This window comes from Kosakonia sp. PSU_27, assembly GCF_039409795.1.
Classification (GTDB): domain Bacteria; phylum Pseudomonadota; class Gammaproteobacteria; order Enterobacterales; family Enterobacteriaceae; genus Kosakonia.
Window position 1 is genome coordinate 126,587 of sequence record NZ_JBCIVK010000008.1, and the last position, 23,270, is coordinate 149,856.

Consider the following 23,270-nt stretch of genomic DNA (forward strand, 5'->3'; position numbering starts at 1 on the left):
AATGAAACTTTACAACTTAAAAGATCATAACGAACAGGTCAGCTTTGCGCAGGCCGTCACCCAGGGGCTTGGCAAAAATCAGGGGCTGTTCTTCCCGCACGATCTGCCGGAATTTAACCTGACCGAGGTCGATGAGATGCTGGCGCAGGATTTCGTCACCCGCAGTGCGAAAATCCTTGCGGCGTTTATTGGCGATGAAATTCCTGAGGATGCGCTGGAAGCCCGCGTGCGTGCCGCGTTTGCTTTCCCTGCGCCGGTAAAACCGGTGGAGAGCGACGTTGGCTGCCTGGAGCTTTTCCACGGACCTACGCTGGCATTTAAAGATTTCGGCGGGCGTTTTATGGCGCAGATGCTGAGTGCTATCAGCGGCGACAAACCGGTGACCATTCTCACGGCGACGTCTGGCGATACGGGCGCTGCGGTGGCACATGCCTTCTACGGAATGAAGAACGTGCGTGTGGTGATCCTCTATCCGCAGGGCAAAATCAGCCCGCTGCAGGAAAAACTGTTCTGTACATTGGGCGGCAATATCGAAACTGTCGCTATCGATGCGGATTTCGATGCCTGCCAGGCACTGGTTAAACAGGCATTCGATGATGAAGAGCTGAAAACGGCACTGGGCTTGAACTCGGCAAACTCGATCAACATCAGCCGTCTGCTGGCACAGATTTGTTATTACTTTGAAGCGGTTGCACAACTGCCGCAGGAAGCACGCAATCAACTGGTGGTTTCCGTGCCGAGCGGTAACTTCGGTGATCTGACCGCCGGTTTGCTGGCGAAATCTCTGGGGCTGCCGATCAAGCGTTTTATCGCCGCCACCAACGCCAATGACACGGTTCCGCGCTTCCTGAAAGAGGGGCAATGGCAGCCTAAAGCGACGCAGGCGACATTGTCGAATGCGATGGATGTGAGCCAGCCGAATAACTGGCCGCGTGTCGAAGAGTTGTTCCGTCGTAAGATCTGGCGCTTAAACGAGCTGGGTTATGCAGCGGTGGATGACGAAACCACGAAAGCCACGATCCGCGAGCTGAAAGGCAAGGGCTATATTTCTGAACCGCATGCTGCCATCGCTTACCGTGCGCTGCGCGATCAACTGCAACCGGGCGAGTACGGCCTGTTCCTCGGTACCGCGCATCCGGCGAAGTTCAAAGAAAGTGTTGAGGAGATTCTGGGAGAAACCTTGCCGCTGCCAAAAGAGCTGGCCGATCGCGCTGACTTACCACTGCTTTCGCATCAGTTGCCTGCGGATTTCTCCGCCCTGCGTCAGTTGATGATGAGCAAAGCGTAATGTCTCTGTTTCCCCTGCCTGCTGGCAGGGGAAACATAACGCTTACTGCTCGTGACGCTTAAACACCATTTCGTCCTGCGCGGACGCTTCTTCATCAAAAAAATACCCTTCGCTATCAAACCCCGCTAACTGCTCCGGTTTCGTCAAACGCTGCTCAATGATGTAGCGGCTCATCAACCCACGCGCTTTTTTGGCGTAGAAGCTTATGACCTTAAACTTGCCATTCTTCTCATCAAGGAACACAGGTTTAATTACCCTGGCTTTCAGTTTCTGGGTTTTGACCGAGCGGAAATATTCGTCAGAGGCCAGGTTGATAACAATATCGTCGCCCTGGGCGGCAATGGCGTCGTTGAGTTTGTGGGTAATGATATCGCCCCAGAATTGATACAGATCCTTACCTTTGGCGTTCTCCAGCCGGATGCCCATCTCCAGCCGGTAAGGTTGCATCAGATCCAGCGGGCGCAGCACGCCGTATAACCCGGAAAGCATGCGCAGATGCTGCTGCGCAAAGTCGAAATCCGCCCCGCTGAAGGTTTCCGCCTGCAGACCGGTGTAGACGTCGCCTTTGAAGGCCAGAATCGCCTGGCGCGCATTTTCCGGGGTGAAATCAGGCTGCCAGTCGTGAAAGCGGGTCGCGTTAAGATCGGCGAGCTTATCGCTGATGCCCATCAGCGCTTTGATTTGCGGCGCAGAGAGTTTGCGGGCGGTCTTAATCAATTGCTGGGCGTGATCCAGCAGTTCCGGCTGGGTGAAGCGCGTGGTCGCCAGCGGGCTTTGGTAATCGAGCGTTTTAGCAGGTGAAATCAAAATCAGCATACTCAGTCCTTGCTGTGCGAGAAATTTCCGCTGACTTTAGCAAAAAAACCAACAGACTTGATCGATAGTTGCGATTAGCGCTACGAACGGGGAATGTCATCCCAGCACCCCGGCGCCAGCTGGCGTTTGATCTCCGGGTAGCGCTTCGGATCAAAGACCGGCATGACGCCAAGTTTACGCTGGCGCTGGTAATCACGCGCCAGCAGTCTCACCACTGGCGAAAGCAACAGGATCGCGGTCAGGTTGGTAATAGCCATCAACGCCATCATCACGTCGGCGACGTGCCAGATTAGCGGCAGGCTGAAAAACGAGCCCATTAGCACCATCAGCAAAACAGCTGTGCGCAGTAACCAGATATTCCTTGCGCTATTACGGCGCAAAAAGATCAGGTTGTTTTCCGCGTAGGTGTAGTTCGCCACAATCGACGTAAATGCAAACAGCGCCACGATGGCGGCAACGAACCCCGCGCCCCAGCTTCCTGTCAGTGACACCATCGCCTGCTGCATCAATTGCGTTCCGCCGATCGCGCCTGTAGCTGGCGCATTTCCCGCGAGCAGCAGAATAAACGCGCTGGCGGTACAGACCAGAAAAGTATCTGTCACGACGCCAATCATCTGCACAAAACCCTGGGCGACAGGGTGTGGTGGCCATGATGCGGCAGTGGCGGCGGCGTTGGGGGACGATCCCATACCCGCTTCATTAGCGAGCATGCTACGTTGAAAACCGCTGGTGATGGCCTGGCTCAGGGTGTAAGCCATGGTTCCGCTTGCCGCTTCCTGCCAGCCAAAAGCGCTTTTGACAATGTTCACAAGAACCGCAGGCAGCAGATTGGCATGCCACAGGCTTACGCCAAAACTCACGACAATCCAGGCCAGTGCCATTACCGGCACCATCCACTGCATCAAGCGCGCAACGTTGTTAAGCCCTTTGAGCATGAACAGAAAAGCACACGCAGCAAGCACGATCCCACTGATAAACCCGGGCACGTTCCACGCATAACGCGCGGCTTGTGCCATCGCCGTGGATTGAATGGTGTTAAACACCAGACCGTAGGCGAGCAACAAAAAGATGGAGAACAGCACGCCCATCCAGCGCATGCCCAGCCCGCGTTCCATATACCATGCCGGGCCGCCGCGTAGTTGCTGATTGTCATCACGCTCTTTGTACAATTGCGCCAGCGAACATTCGGCAAAGCTAATGACCATGCCAATGATGGCGGAAATCCACATCCAGAAAATCGCTCCAGGGCCGCCGGTGGTCAGTGCAAACGCCACGCCCGCCAGGTTACCGCTGCCGAGCCTTGTCGCAAGGCTCAGGCATAACGCCTGATACGACGAGAGCGCACCAGGCTGTGCAACTCGGCTGCTTTTCAGACTTTGGCCAAAATCGCGAATGAAACGGAAGGGGACAAACCGGCTGCGGAACGCAAACCAGATACCTGCCGCAGCCAGCAGGTAAACCATCAATGAACCCCAAAGGATTTCACTGATGAATGAGAAAAATTCAGGCATTAACATTCCTCTTGTTGATGCCGGGGGGGCCTGGGGCGTGGCTACAGGAGTGTACGCATCACTTCGCAGGCAACTAATTAAGTGAGTTTACCATACAATTTTCAGAGCATTGTCTGCGGTTGCGCTGGCAAGGCGTCGTGTTATCATCATGGGCAGACCGGTTACATCCCCCTAACAAGTATACTCGTCATACTTCTCGTTGAGGTGCGCTGGCTGCGTTAATGCGCCAGGCGCAGCAACGCGTCGTCGGTCTTAGCGTGGAGTATTAGGGTATCGTTTAAAGAGAAATATTATCATGACGGATAAATTGACCTCCCTGCGTCAGTACACCACAGTCGTGGCTGATACCGGAGATATCGCGGCAATGAAGCTGTACCAGCCGCAGGATGCAACAACTAACCCTTCTCTGATTCTTGGGGCTGCCCAAATCCCTGAATACCGCAAACTGATTGACGACGCCGTGACCTGGGCGCGTAGCCAGAGCAGCGATCGTGCGCAGCAGGTTGTTGATGCAACAGACCGACTGGCAGTGAATATCGGTCTGGAAATCCTCAAACTGATCCCTGGCCGTATCTCCACCGAAGTGGATGCGCGTCTCTCTTACGACACCGACGCGTCCATCGCGAAAGCAAAACGCCTGATCAAAATGTACAACGATGCGGGTATCAGCAACGATCGTATCCTAATCAAACTGGCGTCCACCTGGCAGGGCATCCGCGCTGCAGAACAGCTGGAAAAAGAAGGTATCAACTGTAACCTGACGCTGCTGTTCTCCTTTGCACAGGCGCGCGCATGTGCTGAAGCGGGCGTGTTCCTGATCTCTCCGTTCGTTGGCCGTATTCTCGACTGGTACAAAGCCAATACCGACAAGAAAGAGTACGCACCGGCAGAAGATCCGGGTGTGGTTTCCGTTACGGAAATCTACCAGTACTACAAACAGCACGGTTACGAAACCGTGGTAATGGGCGCAAGTTTCCGTAACACCGGTGAAATTATTGAACTGGCGGGCTGCGACCGTCTGACCATCGCGCCGGCACTGCTGAAAGAGCTGTCTGAAAGCGCGGGCACCATTGAACGTAAACTCGCTTACACCGGCGAAGTGAAAGCGCGTCCTGAGCGCATCACCGAAGCGGAATTCCTGTGGCAGCACAACCAGGATCCGATGGCGGTTGATAAACTGGCGGACGGTATCCGTAAGTTTGCCGTTGACCAGGAAAAACTGGAAAAAATGATCGGCGATCTGCTGTAATCATCAGGCGTGGCCGGGTTCCCGGTCACGCTTCTTCTCTCTGCTCTGTTTGCCTTTCCCCTCAGCGTGTATCATTTCGTTAAATTGTTTTTTTGCACGGAATGAATATGGACACACTACGCATTGGTTTAGTTTCGGTTTCCGATCGCGCCTCCAGCGGCGTTTATCAGGACAAAGGTTTGCCCGCACTGGAAGCGTGGCTGGCGAGCGCCCTGACAACCCCTTTTCAGATTGAAACTCGCCTGATCCCGGATGAGCAAAGCATTATCGAACAAACCCTGTGCGAGCTGGTGGATGAAATGAGTTGCCATCTGGTGCTGACCACTGGCGGAACCGGGCCTGCGCGCCGCGATGTAACGCCGGATGCGACGCTGGCGGTAGCCGATCGCGAAATGCCCGGGTTTGGCGAACAGATGCGGCAAATCAGCCTCAATTTTGTGCCGACCGCGATCCTTTCCCGCCAGGTCGGTGTGATCCGCAAGCAGGCGCTGATCCTCAATTTGCCCGGCCAGCCGAAATCCATAAAAGAGACGCTGGAAGGGCTTAAAGATGAAGATGGTACAGTGAAAGTGCCAGGTATTTTTGCCAGTGTACCGTATTGTGTACAGTTGCTGGACGGGCCATACGTCGAGACAGATCCGCAAGTTGTAGCATCTTTTAGGCCTAAGAGCGCGAGGCGTGAAATTTTATCCTAAAAAAGATTCTTTTCTGAGATAAGCAGTGCCGTCTATGGAGTGTTAATTTATTTACGGTATAGTAATTTTTAATTTACAGTATCCGTAATAATTAAATTAACACTTCCTCTTTACAAACGGTTTGCTATGTCAACTTATACACGCCCTCTGAACAGACAAGACTATAAAACGCTGACGCTAGCCGCGCTGGGTGGCGCGCTGGAGTTTTATGATTTCATCATTTTCGTCTTCTTTGCCGCCGTTGTCGGTGAACTCTTTTTCCCTGCTGATATCCCGGAATGGCTGCGCCAGGTGCAGACTTTTGGCATTTTTGCCGCAGGTTACTTGGCTCGTCCGCTCGGCGGCATTGTGATGGCGCACTTTGGCGATTTGGTCGGGCGCAAGAAGATGTTTACGCTCAGTATCCTGCTAATGGCGCTGCCGACGCTGGCGATTGGTTTGCTGCCGACCTATGCCTCGATGGGCATTGTTGCGCCGTTGCTGCTGCTGTTAATGCGTGTGCTGCAAGGCGCGGCGATTGGTGGTGAAGTGCCTGGCGCCTGGGTTTTTGTGGCCGAACATGTTCCGGCTCGCCGCATTGGTATTGCCTGCGGGACGTTAACCGCGGGGCTGACGGTAGGCATTTTGCTCGGCTCTGTAGTCGCCACGCTGGTAAACACCAGCATGACGCAGCAGGCTATTCACGATGGCGGCTGGCGTATTCCATTCCTGTTGGGCGGGGCGTTTGGTCTGGTGGCCATGTACTTGCGTCGCTGGTTACAGGAAACGCCGATTTTCCTTGAGCTCCAGCAGCGAAAAGCGTTGGCGCAGGAGTTGCCGGTCAAATCCGTGGTAATGAAACATAAAAAAGCGGTGGTGGTTTCGATGCTGCTGACCTGGCTGTTGTCCGCCGGGATTGTGGTGGTGATCCTGATGTCGCCGGTTTGGTTACAAAAACAGTATGGTTTCGCGCCAGCGCTGACGTTGCAGGCGAACAGTATCGCCACTGTGATGCTCTGTTTGGGTTGTCTTGCTGCCGGACTGCTGGTGGACAAATTTGGTGCCAGTCGTACTTTTATTGTTGGCAGCATTCTGCTGGCCTGTTCCAGCTGGTTTTTCTATCACCTGGTCGGCAGCCACCCTGAGCAGCTGTTTCTTTTGTATGGCGTGGTGGGGCTGTGCGTTGGCGTGGTGGGCGCGGTGCCCTACGTAATGGTGCGTGCCTTCCCGGCAGAGGTGCGTTTCACCGGTATTTCATTCTCGTATAACGTGTCGTATGCCATTTTCGGTGGACTGACGCCGATTGCCGTTACGATGCTGATGGGCGTTTCGCCGATGGCTCCCGCATGGTATGTGCTGGCGCTGTCGCTGCTTGGCCTGGGATTGGGGATTTTGCTGCGTCAGGATCTTCATCACCAGGATAACGTGACTGAAGGCGCGGTACAGCAATCATAAAAAAACGGAGCCAAATGGCTCCGTTTTGTTTTATCCATAGAAATTAGTGCTTCTCGCCAATTGGCAGCACAGTGCGTTCGAACTGTTCGTTCAGCACTTCGCCCATCGCCAGATAGATTGCGCTGGCACCACATACCAGACCGATCCAGCCTGCAACGTGAACAATGCCTTCGTTATCAGCCAGGTGGCCAATTGCCAGCAGCGCGAACAGCACCGTCAGGCTCAGGAAGACGAATTGCAGTGCGCGTGCGCCTTTCAGCGTGCCGAAGAACATAAACAGTGTGAATACGCCCCAGATGCCTAAATAAACGCCCAGGAAATGGCCGTTGGTTGCTTCTGCCAGCCCCATTTTCGGGAACAGCAGAATCGCTACCAGCGTCAACCAGAAAGAGCCGTAGGAGGTGAACGCAGTTAAACCGAAGGTGTTGCCTTTTTTATACTCAAGCAGACCGGCAAAAATTTGTGCGATACCACCATAGAAAATGCCCATCGCCAGGATAATGACATCCATCGGGAACAAACCAATATTGTGCAGGTTAAGCAGAATAGTGGTCATGCCGAAGCCCATTAAGCCCAGCGGAGCCGGATTAGCCAACTTAGTGTTGCCCATAATTCCTCAAAATAAATCAATATGAAAAGGGAAAATGAAAGCCCCGCGTCGGTATTGAGGAGGCGGGGCGCGGCATCATAAATAGCGCCATTGAACCTGTCTATGATCTGAACAGGTGTAAATTAAAAAATTTTTTACCGCTCCCCCTTGATGCGCGAGCTTGCGACCCCATCTTGTAGTCAACCGCAGTGTGTGAGCCTGAAAAAAAACAATACAGGGTAGTTGAAACCGCACGTTTCGCCCTTATTACAGGTTCACAACCACATGATGACGAATTTTTAGTGGAGACGTTTAGATGGGTAAAATTATTGGTATCGACCTTGGGACAACCAACTCTTGTGTAGCCATTATGGATGGCGCTCAGGCTCGTGTGCTGGAGAACGCCGAAGGCGATCGCACCACGCCTTCTATTATCGCTTATACACAGGATGGCGAAACTCTGGTAGGTCAGCCGGCTAAACGTCAGGCAGTGACGAACCCGCAAAACACTTTGTTTGCGATCAAACGCCTGATTGGCCGTCGCTTCCAGGACGAGGAAGTCCAGCGTGACGAATCTATCATGCCGTACAAAATCATCGCAGCCGACAACGGCGATGCGTGGATTGATGTAAAAGGCACCAAAATGGCGCCGCCGCAGATTTCTGCGGAAGTGCTGAAAAAAATGAAGAAAACCGCTGAAGATTACCTGGGTGAACCGGTAACTGAAGCTGTTATCACCGTTCCGGCTTACTTTAACGATGCGCAGCGTCAGGCAACCAAAGACGCCGGTCGTATCGCAGGTCTGGAAGTTAAACGTATTATCAACGAACCGACAGCGGCAGCGCTGGCGTACGGTCTGGATAAAGAAACCGGCAACCGTACTATCGCGGTATATGACCTGGGTGGCGGTACTTTCGATATCTCTATCATCGAAATCGATGAAGTTGATGGCGAAAAAACCTTCGAAGTTCTGGCAACCAACGGTGATACCCACCTGGGTGGTGAAGACTTCGACAGCCGTCTGATCAACTACCTGGTAGAAGAGTTCAAGAAAGATCAGGGTATCGATCTGCGTAACGATCCGCTGGCGATGCAGCGTCTGAAAGAAGCGGCAGAAAAAGCGAAAATTGAGCTCTCTTCCGCGCAGCAGACTGACGTGAACCTGCCGTATATCACTGCAGATGCGACTGGTCCGAAACACATGAACATCAAAGTGACTCGCGCCAAACTGGAAAGCCTGGTTGAAGACCTGGTTAACCGTTCCATCGAGCCGCTGAAAGTTGCGCTGCAGGATGCGGGTCTGTCCGTATCTGACATCAACGACGTGATCCTGGTCGGTGGCCAGACGCGTATGCCGATGGTGCAGAAAAAAGTGGCCGAGTTCTTCGGTAAAGAGCCGCGTAAAGACGTTAACCCGGACGAAGCCGTTGCTATCGGTGCTGCGGTGCAGGGCGGTGTTCTGACTGGTGAAGTGAAAGACGTTCTGCTGCTGGACGTTACCCCGCTGTCGCTGGGTATCGAAACCATGGGCGGCGTGATGACTGCGCTGATCAACAAAAACACCACTATCCCGACCAAGCACAGCCAGGTGTTCTCTACTGCGGAAGACAACCAGTCTGCGGTAACCATCCATGTGCTGCAGGGTGAGCGTAAACGTGCGTCTGATAACAAATCGCTGGGTCAGTTCAACCTCGATGGTATCAACCCGGCACCGCGCGGTATGCCGCAGATTGAAGTTACCTTCGACATCGACGCCGATGGTATTTTGCACGTGTCTGCAAAAGACAAAAATACCAACCGCGAGCAGAAGATCACCATCAAGGCTTCTTCTGGTCTGAACGAAGATGAAATCCAGAAAATGGTACGCGATGCTGAAGCAAACGCTGAAGCTGACCGTAAATTTGAAGAACTGGTGCAGACCCGTAACCAGGCAGACCATCTGCTGCACAGCACCCGTAAGCAGGTTGAAGAAGCAGGCGATAAACTACCGGCGGACGACAAAACTGCTATCGACGCAGCGCTGAGCGAGCTGGAAACGGCGCTGAAAGGCGAAGACAAGGCTGACATCGAAGCGAAAATGCAGACGCTGGCGCAGGCTTCCCAGAAACTGCTGGAAATCGCACAGCAACAGCACGCGCAACAGCAGGCGGGCGCTGATGCTTCTGCGAACAACGCGAAAGACGACGATGTTGTTGACGCCGAGTTTGAAGAAGTAAAAGACAAAAAATAATCGCCCTGATGCAGGGTAGATAACCAGCACGGGCGTCGGGGTTTTCTCCACGCCCGTGCTCGTATGTTAAGGGGCAGATAAACCGATGGCGAAGCAAGACTATTACGAGATTTTAGGCGTTCCGAAAACAGCGGAAGAGCGTGAAATCAAAAAGGCGTACAAACGCCTGGCCATGAAATATCACCCGGACCGCAACCAGGGCGATAAAGAGGCCGAAGCTAAATTCAAAGAAATTAAAGAAGCCTACGAAGTCCTGACCGATGCCCAAAAACGTGCGGCTTACGATCAGTACGGCCATGCGGCGTTTGAACAAGGCGGCATGGGCGGTGGTGGGTTCGGCGGCGGCGGTTTTGGCGGCGGCGCGGACTTCAGCGATATTTTCGGCGACGTGTTTGGCGATATTTTCGGCGGTGGCCGTGGTCGTCAGCGCGCGGCGCGCGGCGCGGATTTGCGCTACAACATGGATTTGACGCTGGAAGAAGCCGTTCGCGGCGTCACGAAAGAGATCCGTATTCCTACACTTGAAGAGTGTGACGTGTGCCACGGCAGCGGCGCGAAAGCGGGTACGCAGCCGCAGACCTGTCCGACCTGTCACGGTTCTGGCCAGGTACAGATGCGCCAGGGCTTTTTTGCCGTGCAGCAGACCTGTCCGCACTGTCAGGGTCGGGGTACGCTGATTAAAGATCCATGCAACAAATGTCATGGTCATGGCCGCGTCGAAAAATCCAAAACCCTGTCCGTTAAAATCCCGGCAGGCGTAGATACTGGCGATCGCATTCGTCTGAGTGGTGAAGGTGAAGCGGGTGAACACGGTGCACCGGCAGGCGATCTGTACGTTCAGGTGCAAGTAAAACAGCACCCGATCTTTGAACGTGAAGGCAACAACTTGTACTGCGAAGTGCCGATCAACTTTGCCATGGCGGCGCTGGGCGGTGAAATCGAAGTACCGACGCTGGATGGTCGTGTGAAGCTGAAAGTACCGACCGAAACCCAGACGGGCAAACTGTTCCGTATGCGCGGCAAAGGGGTGAAATCCGTTCGCGGCGGCGCACAGGGCGATTTGCTGTGTCGCGTGGTTGTAGAAACGCCGGTCGGCCTGAACGACAAGCAGAAACAGCTGCTGAAAGATCTGCAGGATAGCTTTGGCGGCCCGACAGGCGAAAATAATAGCCCGCGTTCCAAAAGCTTTTTCGACGGCGTGAAGAAATTCTTTGATGATTTAACCCGTTAAGCCTTCTTCATGATGCGTTATCAGGCCCGGCTTCTGCCGGGCTTTTTTTATCCGCTTTTCAATTGCTCGGAAAAAGAGAGTTTATCAGCAACAATAATCTGATTTTGTCGAGGATTAGAGGGGAGTAAGATAGCCGCCACGACGTTACAGGGATCGGAGAACAAGATGAAATTATTGCAACGCTTCTTTAGCAGCGATGCCTCGGGTGGCATTGTGCTGATCATTGCGGCGGCGCTGGCGATGCTCTGCGCCAACCTCGGTGCTACGCAGGATTTATACAGCTCTTTTCTGCAAACACCTGTTGAGCTAAAAGTCGGCTCGCTGGAGATCAAAAAAGATATGCTGCTGTGGATCAACGATGCGTTGATGGCAATCTTTTTCCTGATGGTCGGTCTGGAGGTGAAATATGAACTGGTTCAGGGCACGCTCGCCAGCCGCCAGCAGGCTGTATTCCCGGTAATTGCTGCACTCGGCGGCATGGTGGCGCCGGCGCTGATCTTTTTGCTGTTTAACCACGATAACCCCCTGGCGAGCCATGGTTGGGCCATTCCAACCGCAACCGATATCGCCTTTGCTCTCGGGGTGCTGGCGTTATTAGGCAACCGGGTTCCGCCCGTGCTAAAAGTGTTTTTGATGGCGCTGGCGATCATTGATGATCTGGGCGCGATTATTATTATCGCGTTGTTCTATACCAGCGACCTCTCAACACTGGCGCTGGGCGTTGCCGCTGGCGCGATTGTTGTCCTTGCTATCATGAATGCGTTGAATATCCGACGTATTGGCCTTTACATGCTGGTTGGCGTTGTCTTGTGGACAGCGGTGCTGAAATCCGGTGTGCATGCGACCCTCGCGGGTGTGGTTGTCGGTTTCTTTGTCCCACTGCGTGAAGAAAAAGGTGTCTCTCCTCTCCATCAACTTGTGGACGCGATTAACCCGTGGGTTGGCTGGCTGATCCTGCCGTTGTTCGCGTTTGCGAACGCGGGTGTCTCATTACATGGAATGTCGCTGTCCGGGCTGGGAGATGTGTTGCCGTTGGGCATTATTGCCGGTCTTGTTATTGGCAAACCGCTTGGGATCTCGCTGTTTTGCTGGCTGGCGCTGCGTTTGAAGCTGGCGAGGTTACCGCAGGGCGCAGTGTTCAAACAGATTATGGCGGTCGGCGTGCTGTGCGGTATCGGCTTTACCATGTCGATATTTATCTCCTCGCTGGCCTTTGGCGACGCGCATGCGGAGATGGTTGCCTGGAGCAAGCTTGGGATCCTGACGGGTTCGATTCTCTCTGCGGTAACCGGTTATTGTCTGCTGCGTACACGCATTATTCGTACCTGACGGCGAGCAGGACAAAGGGCGATGTCGTACATAAATTACAATCATCTCTATTACTTCTGGCATGTCTATCGGGAAGGCTCCGTCGTTGGTGCGGCGGAGGCGCTCTTCCTGACGCCACAAACTATCACCGGGCAGATCAAAGCGCTCGAAGATCGCTTACAGGGCAAGCTTTTCAAGCGTAAAGGAAGGGGACTGGAACCCACAGAGCTGGGCGCGCTGGTTTTCCGTTACGCCGACAAAATGTTTACCCTGAGCCAGGAGATGCTCGACATCATTAACTACCGCAAAGAGTCGAACCTGCTGTTTGATGTCGGCGTCGCCGATGCGCTCTCGAAAAGGCTGGTAAGCGGTATTCTCGATGCGGTTGTACAGGAAGGGGAGCAGATTCACTTACGCTGTTTTGAATCCACCCATGAATTGCTGCTGGAACAGTTGAGCCAGCATCAGCTTGATATGATTATCTCCGACTGTCCTATCGATTCCACGCAGCAGGAAGGGCTGTTTTCAGTAAAAATTGGCGAGTGCAGCGTCAGTTTCTGGTGCAGTGATTCGACGCTCAAAAAACCGTTTCCGGCTTGCCTGGAAGAAAGACGCCTGTTAATACCTGGGCGACGTTCAATGCTTGGTCGTAAGCTGCTGAACTGGTTTAACGCGCAGGGATTGCAGGTAGAAATATTGGGTGAGTTTGATGATGCGGCCCTGATGAAAGCCTTTGGCGCGGCGCATAACGCCATTTTTGTTGCTCCGACGTTATATGCGGATGACTTCTATGCTGACGATCGCATGGTAGAAATCGGTCGGGTGGAAAACGTGATGGAGGAGTACCACGCCATTTTTGCTGAACGGATGATTCAGCATCCGGCGGTACAACGCATCTGCAATCGGGATTACGCCGCGCTTTTTACGCCAGCGCAGAAATAAAAAAACCCGCCGAAGCGGGTTTTTTCACAAAGCCAACAACGTAGCGATTAAGCCAGTTTGTTGATCTGCGCGGTCAGGTTAGCCTTATGACGCGCTGCTTTGTTTTTGTGGATCAGACCTTTAGCGGCCTGACGATCCACGATCGGTTGCATTTCGTTAAATGCATTCTGCGCAGCGGCTTTGTCGCCAGCTTCAATTGCTGCGTATACTTTCTTGATGAAAGTACGCATCATTGAACGGCGGCTAGCGTTGTGCTTGCGAGCCTTTTCAGACTGAACGGCGCGCTTCTTAGCTGATTTGATATTAGCCAAGGTCCAACTCCCAAATATGATCTATATGGACAATTCAAAGGCCGGGGAATATGCCCTTTTCGCCTTCTTTTGTCAATGGATTTGTGCAAATAAGCGCCGTTAAAGTACAACGCTCGTTACGTATTGATGGCGCAGGATTCTAACAGCTTGCGTGTCGCGAATACAGCTTTTCCGCCAGAAAAATCGTTATCTAAGGCAGATTTTCATGGCACAGGTAGACAGCCTGATGAAATCCTTCCCCTTTCTGCGTTGTTAAGGCAATCGTCGGTTAACGTCGCCCGCTGTACAAGGTATAATCCGACGATTTTCACTGTTTTGAGCCAGACATGAAGCTGATACGCGGCATACATAATCTCAGCCAGGCACCGCATGGGTGTGTGCTGACTATTGGTAATTTCGATGGTGTACATCGTGGCCATCAGGCGCTATTGCAAGGGCTTGGCGCCGAAGGGCGTGCCCGTGGCCTGCCGGTGGTAGTGATGATTTTTGAGCCGCAGCCGCTGGAATTGTTCGCCGGGGAAAAAGCCCCTGCGCGGCTGACCCGCCTGCGCGAAAAGCTGCGCTTGCTGGCCGATTGCGGTGTGGACTACGTACTCTGCGTGCGCTTCGATCGCCGTTTTGCGGCGCTCACCGCACAAACGTTTGTCAGCGATTTGCTGGTTGAACGCCTTGGAGTGAAATTCCTCGCAGTCGGCGATGATTTCCGTTTTGGCGCTGGTCGCCAGGGGGATTTCTTGTTATTACAGAAGGCCGGTGAAAAGTACGGTTTCAGCGTCACCAGCACGCAAACTTTCTGCCAGGGCGGCGTGCGTGTTAGCAGCACGGCAGTGCGTCAGGCGCTGGCGGAAGATAACCTGGAACTGGCTGCAAATTTACTGGGTCACCCCTTTACCATTTCCGGGCGCGTTGTGCACGGTGATGAACTGGGGCGCACCATTGGTTTCCCGACGGCGAATTTACCGCTGCGCCGTCAGGTCTCCCCGGTCAAAGGGGTATATGCGGTCGAAGTGGCTGGACTGGGCGATGCTGTCCTTCCCGGTGTTGCCAATATTGGTACTCGCCCAACGGTCGCGGGTGTGCGCCAGCAGCTGGAAGTGCATTTGCTTGACGTTGTAATGGACCTCTACGGGCGCCATATAGATGTAGTACTGCGTAAAAAATTACGCAACGAACAGCGATTTGCCTCGCTTGACGAACTGAAAGCGCAAATCGCCCGAGATGAGGTAGCGGCCCGCGACTTTTTTGGGCTATCTAAACCGGCTTCTTAAGGCCTGGTGGTATTAATCAAACCGAAATACGGAACCGAGAATCTGATGAGTGACTATAAATCTACCCTGAATTTGCCGGAAACAGGGTTCCCGATGCGCGGCGATCTCGCCAAGCGCGAACCGGGAATGCTGGCGCGTTGGACTGATGATGACCTGTACGGCATCATCCGTGCGGCGAAAAAAGGCAAAAAAACCTTCATTCTGCATGATGGCCCTCCATATGCGAATGGCAGCATTCATATTGGTCACTCGGTTAACAAAATTCTCAAAGATATTATTGTGAAGTCCAAAGGACTCGCAGGATTTGACTCGCCTTATGTTCCGGGGTGGGATTGCCACGGTCTGCCGATCGAGCTGAAAGTAGAGCAGGAATATGGCAAACCGGGTGAGAAGTTTACCGCCGCCGAATTCCGCGCTAAATGCCGCGAGTACGCCGCCACGCAGGTTGATGGCCAGCGTAAAGACTTTATCCGCCTTGGCGTATTGGGCGACTGGTCGCACCCTTACCTGACCATGGATTTCAAAACCGAAGCCAATATCATTCGCGCGCTCGGTAAAATCATCGGCAACGGTCATCTGCTGAAAGGTGCCAAACCGGTGCACTGGTGCGTCGACTGCCGTTCCGCACTGGCGGAAGCGGAAGTGGAGTACTACGACAAAACCTCTCCGTCTATTGATGTCGCGTTCCACGCCGTCGACCAGGACGCATTAAAAGCAAAATTTGGTGCCGCTACCGTTAATGGTCCAATCTCGCTGGTTATCTGGACCACCACGCCATGGACGCTGCCTGCGAACCGCGCAATTTCTCTTTCTCCGGAGTTTGACTATGCGCTGGTGCAGATTGACGGTCAGGCGCTGATCCTGGCGAAAGATCTGGTCGATAGCGTGATGAAACGCATCGGCGTTGCTGATTATTCGGTGCTGGGTACGGTAAAAGGTTCCGAACTGGAACTGATGCGCTTTAAGCACCCGTTCCTCGACTTCGACGTTCCGGCGATCCTTGGCGATCACGTCACGCTGGAAGCCGGTACCGGCGCGGTGCATACCGCAGGTGGTCACGGTCCGGATGACTATACCATTAGCCTGAAATACGGTCTGGAGATTGCCAACCCGGTTGGCCCGGATGGTACATATCTGCCGGGGACTTATCCGACGCTGGATGGCGTTAACGTCTTTAAAGCGAACGATCTCATCGTGGCGCTGCTGACTGAAAAAGGCGCGCTGCTGCACGTTGAAAAAATGCAGCACAGCTACCCGTGCTGCTGGCGTCACAAGTCGCCGATCATCTTCCGCGCGACGCCGCAGTGGTTCGTTAGCATGGATCAGAAAGGGCTGCGCGCGCAGTCGCTGAGTGAAATCAAAAGCGTGCAGTGGATCCCGGACTGGGGCCAGGCGCGTATCGAATCGATGGTTGCTAACCGCCCGGACTGGTGTATTTCTCGCCAGCGCACCTGGGGTGTGCCGATGTCGCTGTTCGTGCATAAAGATACCGAAGAGCTGCACCCGCGCACGCTGGAATTGATTGAAGCCGTCGCCAAACGCGTTGAAGTTGACGGTATTCAGGCATGGTGGGATCTCGACCCGCGCGACATCATGGGTGACGATGCCGACAACTATGTGAAAGTGCCGGATACGCTGGACGTCTGGTTTGACTCCGGCTCAACCCACGCCTCTGTTGTCGATGTGCGCCCGGAATTCGCCGGCCATGCAGCAGATATGTATCTGGAAGGTTCGGATCAGCATCGCGGCTGGTTTATGTCCTCGCTGATGATCTCCACAGCGATGAAAGGCAAAGCGCCGTACCGCCAGGTATTAACGCACGGCTTCACCGTTGATGGTCAGGGACGCAAAATGTCCAAATCCATCGGCAACACCGTTTCACCACAGGAAGTGATGAACAAACTCGGCGCGGATATTCTGCGTCTGTGGGTGGCCTCTACTGACTATACCGGTGAGATGGCGGTTTCCGATGAGATCCTGAAACGTGCTGCCGACAGCTATCGCCGTATCCGTAACACCGCGCGCTTCCTGCTGGCGAACCTGAACGGTTTCGATCCGGCAAAAGACATGGTGAAACCGGAAGAGATGGTGGTGCTGGATCGCTGGGCCGTTGGCTGCGCGAAAGCAGCACAAGAAGACATCGTTAAAGCCTACGAATCCTATGACTTCCATGAAGTAGTACAGCGCCTGATGCGATTCTGCTCTATCGAAATGGGGTCGTTCTATCTCGACATCATCAAAGACCGCCAGTACACCGCGAAAGCGGACAGCGTGGCGCGCCGTAGCTGCCAGACCGCGCTGTATCACATCTGTGAAGCACTGGTGCGCTGGATGGCGCCGATCATGTCTTTCACCGCTGATGAGATCTGGGGTTATCTGCCAGGTTCACGCGAGAAATATGTGTTCACCGGTGAATGGTATGAAGGTTTGTTTGGCCTGGCTGACAGCGAAGCGATGAACGATGCCTTCTGGGATGAGCTGCTGAAAGTGCGTGGCGAAGTGAACAAGGTTATCGAGCAGGCGCGCGCCGACAAGAAAGTTGGTGGGTCGCTGGAAGCGGCGGTGACGCTGTTTGCCGAGCCGGAACTGGCAGCGAAGCTGACGGCGCTGGGCACGGAATTGCGATTTGTCCTGTTGACCTCCGGCGCGAAAGTTGCGGATTATGCCAGCGCTTCTGCGGATGCACAGCAGAGCGAGCTGCTTAAAGGGCTGAAAGTCGCATTGAGCAAAGCCGAAGGTGAGAAATGCCCGCGCTGCTGGCATTACACCACCGATGTCGGTCAGGTGGCGGAACACGCAGATATTTGCGGACGCTGTGTAAGCAACGTCGCCGGTGACGGCGAAAAACGTAAGTTTGCCTGATGAGTAAATCGATCTCTTCAACAGGGCTGCGCTGGCTGTGGCTGGTGGTGGTCGTGCTGATTATCGATCTGGGCAGCAAGTACCTGATCCTCCAGAACTTTGCTCTGGGGGATACGGTGTCGCTGTTCCCGTCGCTTAATTTGCACTACGCGCGTAATTATGGCGCGGCATTCAGTTTTCTGGCGGACAGCGGCGGCTGGCAGCGCTGGTTCTTCGCGGGTATCGCTATCGGTATCTGCGTGGTGCTGGCGGTGCTGATGTATCGCGCTAAAGCCTCGCAAAAACTGAACAATATCGCCTATGCGCTGATTATTGGCGGCGCGCTGGGTAATCTGTTTGATCGTCTGTGGCATGGCTTTGTCGTCGATATGATCGATTTTTATATGGGCGACTGGCATTTTGCTACCTTTAACCTTGCCGATACCGCAATTTGTATTGGCGCGGCGCTGATTGTGCTGGAAGGTTTCCTGCCCTCAACGGTCGCGAAGAAACAAGCATAAGCCAACCGCTTTGTAGGCCCGGTAAGCTAAGGCTGCCGGGCAATACAATCCGAAAACATAAAGAGCAACCTGCATGTCTAAATCCGTACAGAGCGATAGCGCGGTGCTGGTGCACTTCACGCTTAAGCTCGAAGATGGCTCTCTTGCCGAGTCAACCCGCAACAATGGCAAACCGGCGCTGTTTCGCCTTGGCGACGGTTCACTCTCCGAAGGACTGGAACAACATCTGCTTGGCCTGAAAGCCGGGGAGAAAAAAGTTTTTTCTCTGGAGCCAGACGCCGCATTCGGCACGCCGAGCCCGGATCTGATTCAGTACTTCTCGCGCCGTGAATTTATGGATGCCGGTGAGCCGGAAGTCGGTGCAATTATGCTCTTTACCGCAATGGACGGCAGCGAAATGCCGGGCGTGATCCGTGAAGTCAACGGCGATTCGATTACCGTCGATTTCAACCACCCGCTGGCGGGCAGAACCGTTCATTTTGATATCGACGTGCTGGAAGTTGCTCCGGCACTGGAGGAAACAAATGCAGATCCTGTTGGCTAACCCGCGCGGTTTTTGCGCCGGCGTTGACCGCGCTATCAGCATTGTTGAAAATGCGCTGGCTCTCTACGGCGCACCGATTTATGTGCGCCATGAAGTGGTGCATAACCGCTATGTTGTCGATAGCCTGCGTGAACGTGGCGCAATCTTTATTGAGCAAATCAGCGAAGTGCCGGATGGCGCGATCCTGATTTTCTCCGCCCACGGCGTCTCTCAGGCGGTGCGTAACGAAGCGAAAAGCCGCGATTTGACCGTCTTTGACGCTACCTGCCCGCTGGTCACCAAAGTGCATATGGAAGTGGCACGCGCCAGCCGCCGCGGCGAAGAAGCGATTCTGATCGGTCACGCCGGTCACCCGGAAGTGGAAGGCACCATGGGCCAGTACAGCAACCCGAAAGGGGGAATGTACCTGGTTGAATCGCCGGAAGATGTTGACACGCTGGATATCAAAGACGCGGGTAAACTGTCGTTTATGACGCAAACCACGCTCTCCGTGGACGATACGTCAGATGTGATTGACGCGCTGCGCGCGCGCTTCCCGCAGATTGTCGGCCCGCGCAAAGACGATATTTGCTACGCCACTACCAACCGGCAGGAAGCTGTGCGTGCGCTGGCGGAGCAGGCGGAAGTGGTGCTGGTGGTCGGTTCGAAAAACTCTTCTAACTCTAACCGTCTGGCCGAACTGGCACAGCGGATGGGGAAAGCGGCGTATCTCATCGACGACGCCTCTGATATTCAGGAGGCATGGGTAAAAGGCATTAACTGCGTGGGCGTCACCGCCGGGGCTTCCGCGCCGGATATCCTGGTGCAAAATGTTATTGTCCGCTTGCAGGAACTGGGCGGCGGCGAAGCGATCCCGCTGGAAGGGCGCGAAGAGAATATTGTCTTCGAAGTGCCGAAAGAGCTGCGGGTGGATGTTCGCGAAGTCGAATAACGTTTTACGCGAAGGTTTATGCGAAGATGCCAGACTGAGTCTGGCATTTTTTATGGATAATTCTGGAGGCGTGATGCGTTTTCCCATGATTCTCGACACCGATCCCGGTATCGATGATGCCGTTGCCCTTGCCGCCGCGCTGTTCGCGCCGCAGTGCGATCTCAAACTTATCACCACCGTTGCCGGTAATGTTTCGCTGGAAAAAACCACCCGTAACGCGCTGCAACTGCTGAATTTCTGGCATGCGGATATCCCGCTGGCGCAGGGCGCGGCAACACCTCTGCTGCGGCCGTTGTACAGCGCCGCCGACGTACACGGCGAATCCGGCATGGATGGCTACGATTTTATTGAGCATCAGCGCCAGCCATTGGCTGTCCCTGCTTTTCAGGCAATCCGCGACGTACTGCTGGCTTCGCCGGAACCGGTAACGCTGGTCACTATCGGCCCGTTAACCAACATTGCGCTACTGTTGACGCACTACCCGGAGTGCCAGTTCAACATTCGCCGTCTGGTGATGATGGGGGGCTCTGCCGGGCGCGGCAATTTTACGCCCAATGCCGAATTTAATATCGCTATCGATCCCGAGGCCGCTGCGCGCGTGTTCAATAGCGGGCTGGAGATCGTGATGTGCGGGCTGGATGTGACCAACCGCGCAACGTTGACACCGGAATATCTGGCGACGCTGCCAGCGCTGAACAACACCGGCAAAATGTTACATGCGCTGTTTAGCCACTATCGCAGCGGCAGCATGGAGACCGGGCTGCGGATGCACGATCTCTGCGCTATCGCCTGGCTGGCTCGTCCGGAACTGTTTACGCTGAAACCCTGTTTTGTTGCCGTGGAGACTCAGGGGCAATACACCGCAGGAACAACGGTGGTGGATATTGAAGGCAAACTGGGGCGACAACCCAATGCACAGGTGGCGCTGGAAATCGACGTAGAGGGTTTTCGTCATTGGGTAGCCGAGGTGCTGGCGCTGGCACCTTAACGTCATGCCTTTTACTGATATTTCCGGCTGTATATCATTAATTTCTTATTATCGGCGTTTTCGGCTGGTGGCCCCGACACGGGCTGGTTAATCTGGAAACGATTCTTACGCATTTTTTTAACAAAAGAGCACAACTATGCATGATGCACCAATCCGCGTAGCCATCGCGGGCGCTGGCGGGCGTATGGGCCGCCAGCTGATTCAGGCGGCACTGGCAATGGATGGCGTCGAACTTGGCGCGGCGCTGGAGCGCGAAGGTTCTTCTCTACTGGGAAGCGACGCAGGTGAACTGGCGGGCGCGGCGAAAACCGGTGTGACCGTGCAGAGCAGTCTTGAGGCGGTGAAAGAGGATTTCGATGTCTTTATCGATTTCACCCGCCCGGAAGGCACGCTGACGCACCTGGCTTTCTGTCGGCAACACCGTAAAGGAATGGTAATTGGCACTACCGGTTTTGATGACGCGGGCAAGCAGGCTATTACCGAGGCGGCACAAGATATCGCCATTGTTTTTGCTGCCAACTTTAGCGTTGGCGTCAATGTCATGCTGAAGCTGCTGGAGAAAGCGGCGAAAGTTATGGGTGAGTATACCGATATCGAAATTATCGAAGCGCACCATCGCTACAAAGTCGATGCTCCGTCGGGAACGGCGCTGGCGATGGGCGAGGCGATTGCCGGTGCACTGAATAAAGATTTAAAAACGTGTGCCGTTTATGCGCGTGAAGGGCATACCGGCGAGCGTGTTCCCGGCACGATTGGCTTTGCCACGGTGCGAGCAGGCGACATCGTCGGCGAACATACAGCGATGTTCGCCGATATTGGCGAACGTGTTGAAATCACACATAAAGCCTCCAGTCGCATGACTTTTGCCAATGGCGCGGTTCGTTCTGCTTTGTGGCTGAAAGGAAAGAGTAATGGCCTTTTTGATATGCGAGATGTGCTTGATCTCAACAATTTATAAGATTTATTACCCATCGTGATGTGGTTGTTGCAGTCATAAGTAATTGATTGCAGAGGGCAATATTTTATTGCCCTTTTATTTTTCCTTTTTCATCCTTCATTTTATCCAAACCTGCCATAATCTCTGTTTATCTCTCTTTTTTATGTTTCTCAATTGTAAATTTTGACCATCTGGTCTACTTTTTTGATATCCATCGCCAGAAAATGCAATTTTCTCGGCACGCAAGCGTTTTCCCTGTGAGTTTGTCTGACCTTTTTATCGATTAAATCCAGTAATAAGAGGCAATGGCGTAAAACAATAAGAAAAATACCGGAGAAAAGTTGACTTTTAACCGACATCTCTCCAGAATGCCGCCGTTTGCCAAAAATCCACGGCAAGCAAATTTGCATTGATTCAGGTTCTCAATATGAATTAATATGCAAATAAAGTGAGTGAATATTCTCTGGAGGGTGTTTTGATTAAGTCAGCGCTATTGGTTCTGGAAGACGGAACCCAGTTTCACGGTCGGGCCATAGGGGCAACGGGCACGGCGGTTGGGGAAGTCGTTTTCAATACTTCAATGACCGGTTATCAAGAAATCCTCACTGATCCTTCCTATTCCCGCCAAATCGTTACTCTTACTTATCCTCATATCGGCAATGTCGGCACCAACTCCGCTGACGAAGAGTCCTCTCAGGTACATGCGCAAGGCCTGGTCATTCGCGACCTGCCGCTGATCGCCAGCAACTTCCGCAGTACCGAAGACCTCTCTTCTTATCTGAAGCGCCATAACATTGTGGCGATTGCTGATATTGATACCCGTAAGTTGACTCGTCTGCTGCGTGAAAAGGGCGCGCAGAACGGCTGCATCATCGCTGGTGATAATGTTGATGCCGCGCTGGCGCTGGAAAAAGCGAAAGCCTTCCCGGGCCTGAACGGTATGGACTTGGCGAAAGAAGTCACAACGGCGGAAACCTACAGTTGGACGCAAGGCAGCTGGACACTGGCGGGTGACCTGCCGCCGGCGAAGAGCGAGAATGAGTTGCCGTACCACGTTGTGGCATACGATTACGGCGCAAAACGCAACATTCTGCGCATGCTGGTAGACAGAGGTTGCAGACTGACGGTGGTTCCGGCGAAAACCCCGGCGGCGGATGTTCTGAAACTCAATCCGGACGGCATTTTCCTGTCTAACGGCCCTGGCGACCCGGCACCGTGCGATTATGCTATCGAGGCGATTAAAACTTTCCTTGAAACGGATATTCCGGTGTTCGGTATCTGCCTAGGCCATCAGCTGCTGGCGCTGGCGAGCGGTGCGAAGACGGTGAAAATGAAGTTTGGCCACCACGGCGGTAACCATCCGGTAAAAGATATTGATAACAATACCGTGATGATCACTGCGCAGAACCACGGTTTCGCGGTTGATGAAGCGTCAATGCCTGCAAATCTGCGCGTAACGCACAAATCCCTGTTCGATGGCACGCTACAAGGCATTCATCGCACCGATAAACCGGCGTTTAGTTTCCAGGGACACCCGGAAGCAAGTCCTGGCCCGCACGACGCCGCGCCGCTGTTTGACCACTTTATTGAGTTAATCGAGCAGTATCGTAATACCGCCAAATAATCAGGAGAAAAG

The 23,270-nt window shown here is 53.8% G+C and carries 20 protein-coding genes; 16 read left to right on the forward strand and 4 right to left on the reverse strand.

What is annotated here, in order from left to right:
- Position 1: 1 nt before the first annotated feature.
- Positions 2 to 1,288 carry a threonine synthase gene (gene thrC, locus AAIG26_RS20035; protein WP_020456488.1) on the forward strand — a complete coding sequence of 429 codons (1,287 nt, stop codon included), beginning with the start codon at positions 2 to 4 and terminating at the stop codon, positions 1,286 to 1,288.
- Between the two features lie 42 nt (positions 1,289 to 1,330).
- On the opposite strand, the gene yaaA is transcribed toward thrC, so the two are convergent.
- Both yaaA and AAIG26_RS20045 read right to left on the reverse strand, forming a co-directional pair.
- Positions 1,331 to 2,104, reverse strand: a complete 774-nt coding sequence (gene yaaA / locus AAIG26_RS20040) for a peroxide stress protein YaaA (protein WP_343181331.1) — start codon at positions 2,102 to 2,104, stop codon at positions 1,331 to 1,333.
- Between the two features lie 80 nt (positions 2,105 to 2,184).
- The gene (locus AAIG26_RS20045) at positions 2,185 to 3,615 is read right to left on the reverse strand and encodes a sodium:alanine symporter family protein (RefSeq protein WP_343181332.1); all 1,431 of its coding nucleotides are present in this window, start codon (positions 3,613 to 3,615) and stop codon (positions 2,185 to 2,187) included.
- 295 nt (positions 3,616 to 3,910) lie between these two features.
- On the opposite strand from AAIG26_RS20045, the gene tal reads away from it, so the two are divergent.
- The 3 genes from tal (at position 3,911) to AAIG26_RS20060 (ending at position 6,993) form a co-directional block, all read left to right on the forward strand.
- Positions 3,911 to 4,864 (forward strand): transaldolase, encoded by a 954-nt coding sequence (tal, locus tag AAIG26_RS20050; protein ID WP_017457867.1) that lies wholly within the window; start codon positions 3,911 to 3,913, stop codon positions 4,862 to 4,864.
- A 107-nt stretch (positions 4,865 to 4,971) separates the two neighbouring features.
- Complete coding sequence (mog, locus tag AAIG26_RS20055) at positions 4,972 to 5,559, forward strand: molybdopterin adenylyltransferase (protein WP_097406956.1); 588 nt, start codon at positions 4,972 to 4,974, stop codon at positions 5,557 to 5,559.
- 126 nt (positions 5,560 to 5,685) lie between these two features.
- Positions 5,686 to 6,993, forward strand: coding sequence for an MFS transporter (locus AAIG26_RS20060; protein WP_313627951.1), 1,308 nt, complete (start codon positions 5,686 to 5,688; stop codon positions 6,991 to 6,993).
- A gap of 43 nt (positions 6,994 to 7,036) precedes the next feature.
- Here AAIG26_RS20060 and satP read toward each other — a convergent pair whose 3' ends face one another.
- Positions 7,037 to 7,603: an acetate uptake transporter gene (satP, locus tag AAIG26_RS20065; protein WP_020456493.1), complete on the reverse strand. Its 567-nt coding sequence runs from the start codon at positions 7,601 to 7,603 to the stop codon at positions 7,037 to 7,039.
- 295 nt (positions 7,604 to 7,898) lie between these two features.
- On the opposite strand from satP, the gene dnaK reads away from it, so the two are divergent.
- The 4 genes from dnaK (at position 7,899) to nhaR (ending at position 13,293) form a co-directional block, all read left to right on the forward strand.
- Positions 7,899 to 9,812 carry a molecular chaperone DnaK gene (gene dnaK / locus AAIG26_RS20070; protein ID WP_343181333.1) on the forward strand — a complete coding sequence of 638 codons (1,914 nt, stop codon included), beginning with the start codon at positions 7,899 to 7,901 and terminating at the stop codon, positions 9,810 to 9,812.
- A gap of 85 nt (positions 9,813 to 9,897) precedes the next feature.
- Complete coding sequence (gene dnaJ / locus AAIG26_RS20075; RefSeq protein WP_017457872.1) at positions 9,898 to 11,043, forward strand: molecular chaperone DnaJ; 1,146 nt, start codon at positions 9,898 to 9,900, stop codon at positions 11,041 to 11,043.
- Between the two features lie 165 nt (positions 11,044 to 11,208).
- Positions 11,209 to 12,372, forward strand: a complete 1,164-nt coding sequence (nhaA, locus tag AAIG26_RS20080; RefSeq protein WP_020456495.1) for a Na+/H+ antiporter NhaA — start codon at positions 11,209 to 11,211, stop codon at positions 12,370 to 12,372.
- 21 nt (positions 12,373 to 12,393) lie between these two features.
- Positions 12,394 to 13,293 (forward strand): transcriptional activator NhaR, encoded by a 900-nt coding sequence (nhaR, locus tag AAIG26_RS20085; RefSeq protein ID WP_313627954.1) that lies wholly within the window; start codon positions 12,394 to 12,396, stop codon positions 13,291 to 13,293.
- A 47-nt stretch (positions 13,294 to 13,340) separates the two neighbouring features.
- Here nhaR and rpsT read toward each other — a convergent pair whose 3' ends face one another.
- Positions 13,341 to 13,604: a 30S ribosomal protein S20 gene (gene rpsT, locus AAIG26_RS20090; protein ID WP_003856458.1), complete on the reverse strand. Its 264-nt coding sequence runs from the start codon at positions 13,602 to 13,604 to the stop codon at positions 13,341 to 13,343.
- A 326-nt stretch (positions 13,605 to 13,930) separates the two neighbouring features.
- Between rpsT and ribF the strand changes: the two genes are divergently transcribed.
- The 8 genes from ribF to carA all read left to right on the forward strand — a co-directional run bounded on the left by ribF (position 13,931) and on the right by carA (position 23,258).
- Positions 13,931 to 14,872: a bifunctional riboflavin kinase/FAD synthetase gene (ribF, locus tag AAIG26_RS20095; RefSeq protein WP_020456497.1), complete on the forward strand. Its 942-nt coding sequence runs from the start codon at positions 13,931 to 13,933 to the stop codon at positions 14,870 to 14,872.
- 45 nt (positions 14,873 to 14,917) lie between these two features.
- Complete coding sequence (ileS, locus tag AAIG26_RS20100) at positions 14,918 to 17,734, forward strand: isoleucine--tRNA ligase (protein ID WP_343181334.1); 2,817 nt, start codon at positions 14,918 to 14,920, stop codon at positions 17,732 to 17,734.
- A complete protein-coding gene (lspA, locus tag AAIG26_RS20105) occupies positions 17,734 to 18,234 on the forward strand; it encodes a signal peptidase II (protein WP_020456499.1) in 501 nt (166 codons plus the stop codon). Before ileS ends, lspA begins: the two co-directional genes overlap by 1 nt.
- 73 nt (positions 18,235 to 18,307) lie before the next feature.
- Positions 18,308 to 18,778 (forward strand): FKBP-type peptidyl-prolyl cis-trans isomerase, encoded by a 471-nt coding sequence (gene fkpB / locus AAIG26_RS20110; protein WP_343181335.1) that lies wholly within the window; start codon positions 18,308 to 18,310, stop codon positions 18,776 to 18,778.
- Positions 18,759 to 19,709, forward strand: coding sequence for a 4-hydroxy-3-methylbut-2-enyl diphosphate reductase (gene ispH, locus AAIG26_RS20115; RefSeq protein WP_045509993.1), 951 nt, complete (start codon positions 18,759 to 18,761; stop codon positions 19,707 to 19,709). Before fkpB ends, ispH begins: the two co-directional genes overlap by 20 nt.
- Positions 19,710 to 19,782: 73 nt before the next feature.
- A complete protein-coding gene (gene rihC, locus AAIG26_RS20120; RefSeq protein WP_343181379.1) occupies positions 19,783 to 20,697 on the forward strand; it encodes a ribonucleoside hydrolase RihC in 915 nt (304 codons plus the stop codon).
- 136 nt (positions 20,698 to 20,833) lie between these two features.
- On the forward strand, positions 20,834 to 21,655 hold the full coding sequence (dapB, locus tag AAIG26_RS20125; protein ID WP_020456503.1) for a 4-hydroxy-tetrahydrodipicolinate reductase: 822 nt from the start codon (positions 20,834 to 20,836) through the stop codon (positions 21,653 to 21,655).
- A 454-nt stretch (positions 21,656 to 22,109) separates the two neighbouring features.
- The gene (gene carA / locus AAIG26_RS20130; protein WP_343181336.1) at positions 22,110 to 23,258 is read left to right on the forward strand and encodes a glutamine-hydrolyzing carbamoyl-phosphate synthase small subunit; all 1,149 of its coding nucleotides are present in this window, start codon (positions 22,110 to 22,112) and stop codon (positions 23,256 to 23,258) included.
- Positions 23,259 to 23,270 lie beyond the last annotated feature (12 nt).

What these genes read in the sequence shown, in the direction of transcription:
- thrC (WP_020456488.1), top strand. Translation starts at nt 2, where the DNA reads ATGAAACTTTACAACTTAAAAGATCATAACGAACAGGTCAGCTTTGCG.
- yaaA (WP_343181331.1), bottom strand. Translation starts at nt 2,104, where the DNA reads ATGCTGATTTTGATTTCACCTGCTAAAACGCTCGATTACCAAAGCCCG.
- AAIG26_RS20045 (WP_343181332.1), bottom strand. Translation starts at nt 3,615, where the DNA reads ATGCCTGAATTTTTCTCATTCATCAGTGAAATCCTTTGGGGTTCATTG.
- tal (WP_017457867.1), top strand. Translation starts at nt 3,911, where the DNA reads ATGACGGATAAATTGACCTCCCTGCGTCAGTACACCACAGTCGTGGCT.
- mog (WP_097406956.1), top strand. Translation starts at nt 4,972, where the DNA reads ATGGACACACTACGCATTGGTTTAGTTTCGGTTTCCGATCGCGCCTCC.
- AAIG26_RS20060 (WP_313627951.1), top strand. Translation starts at nt 5,686, where the DNA reads ATGTCAACTTATACACGCCCTCTGAACAGACAAGACTATAAAACGCTG.
- satP (WP_020456493.1), bottom strand. Translation starts at nt 7,603, where the DNA reads ATGGGCAACACTAAGTTGGCTAATCCGGCTCCGCTGGGCTTAATGGGC.
- dnaK (WP_343181333.1), top strand. Translation starts at nt 7,899, where the DNA reads ATGGGTAAAATTATTGGTATCGACCTTGGGACAACCAACTCTTGTGTA.
- dnaJ (WP_017457872.1), top strand. Translation starts at nt 9,898, where the DNA reads ATGGCGAAGCAAGACTATTACGAGATTTTAGGCGTTCCGAAAACAGCG.
- nhaA (WP_020456495.1), top strand. Translation starts at nt 11,209, where the DNA reads ATGAAATTATTGCAACGCTTCTTTAGCAGCGATGCCTCGGGTGGCATT.
- nhaR (WP_313627954.1), top strand. Translation starts at nt 12,394, where the DNA reads ATGTCGTACATAAATTACAATCATCTCTATTACTTCTGGCATGTCTAT.
- ribF (WP_020456497.1), top strand. Translation starts at nt 13,931, where the DNA reads ATGAAGCTGATACGCGGCATACATAATCTCAGCCAGGCACCGCATGGG.
- ileS (WP_343181334.1), top strand. Translation starts at nt 14,918, where the DNA reads ATGAGTGACTATAAATCTACCCTGAATTTGCCGGAAACAGGGTTCCCG.
- lspA (WP_020456499.1), top strand. Translation starts at nt 17,734, where the DNA reads ATGAGTAAATCGATCTCTTCAACAGGGCTGCGCTGGCTGTGGCTGGTG.
- fkpB (WP_343181335.1), top strand. Translation starts at nt 18,308, where the DNA reads ATGTCTAAATCCGTACAGAGCGATAGCGCGGTGCTGGTGCACTTCACG.
- ispH (WP_045509993.1), top strand. Translation starts at nt 18,759, where the DNA reads ATGCAGATCCTGTTGGCTAACCCGCGCGGTTTTTGCGCCGGCGTTGAC.
- rihC (WP_343181379.1), top strand. Translation starts at nt 19,783, where the DNA reads ATGCGTTTTCCCATGATTCTCGACACCGATCCCGGTATCGATGATGCC.
- dapB (WP_020456503.1), top strand. Translation starts at nt 20,834, where the DNA reads ATGCATGATGCACCAATCCGCGTAGCCATCGCGGGCGCTGGCGGGCGT.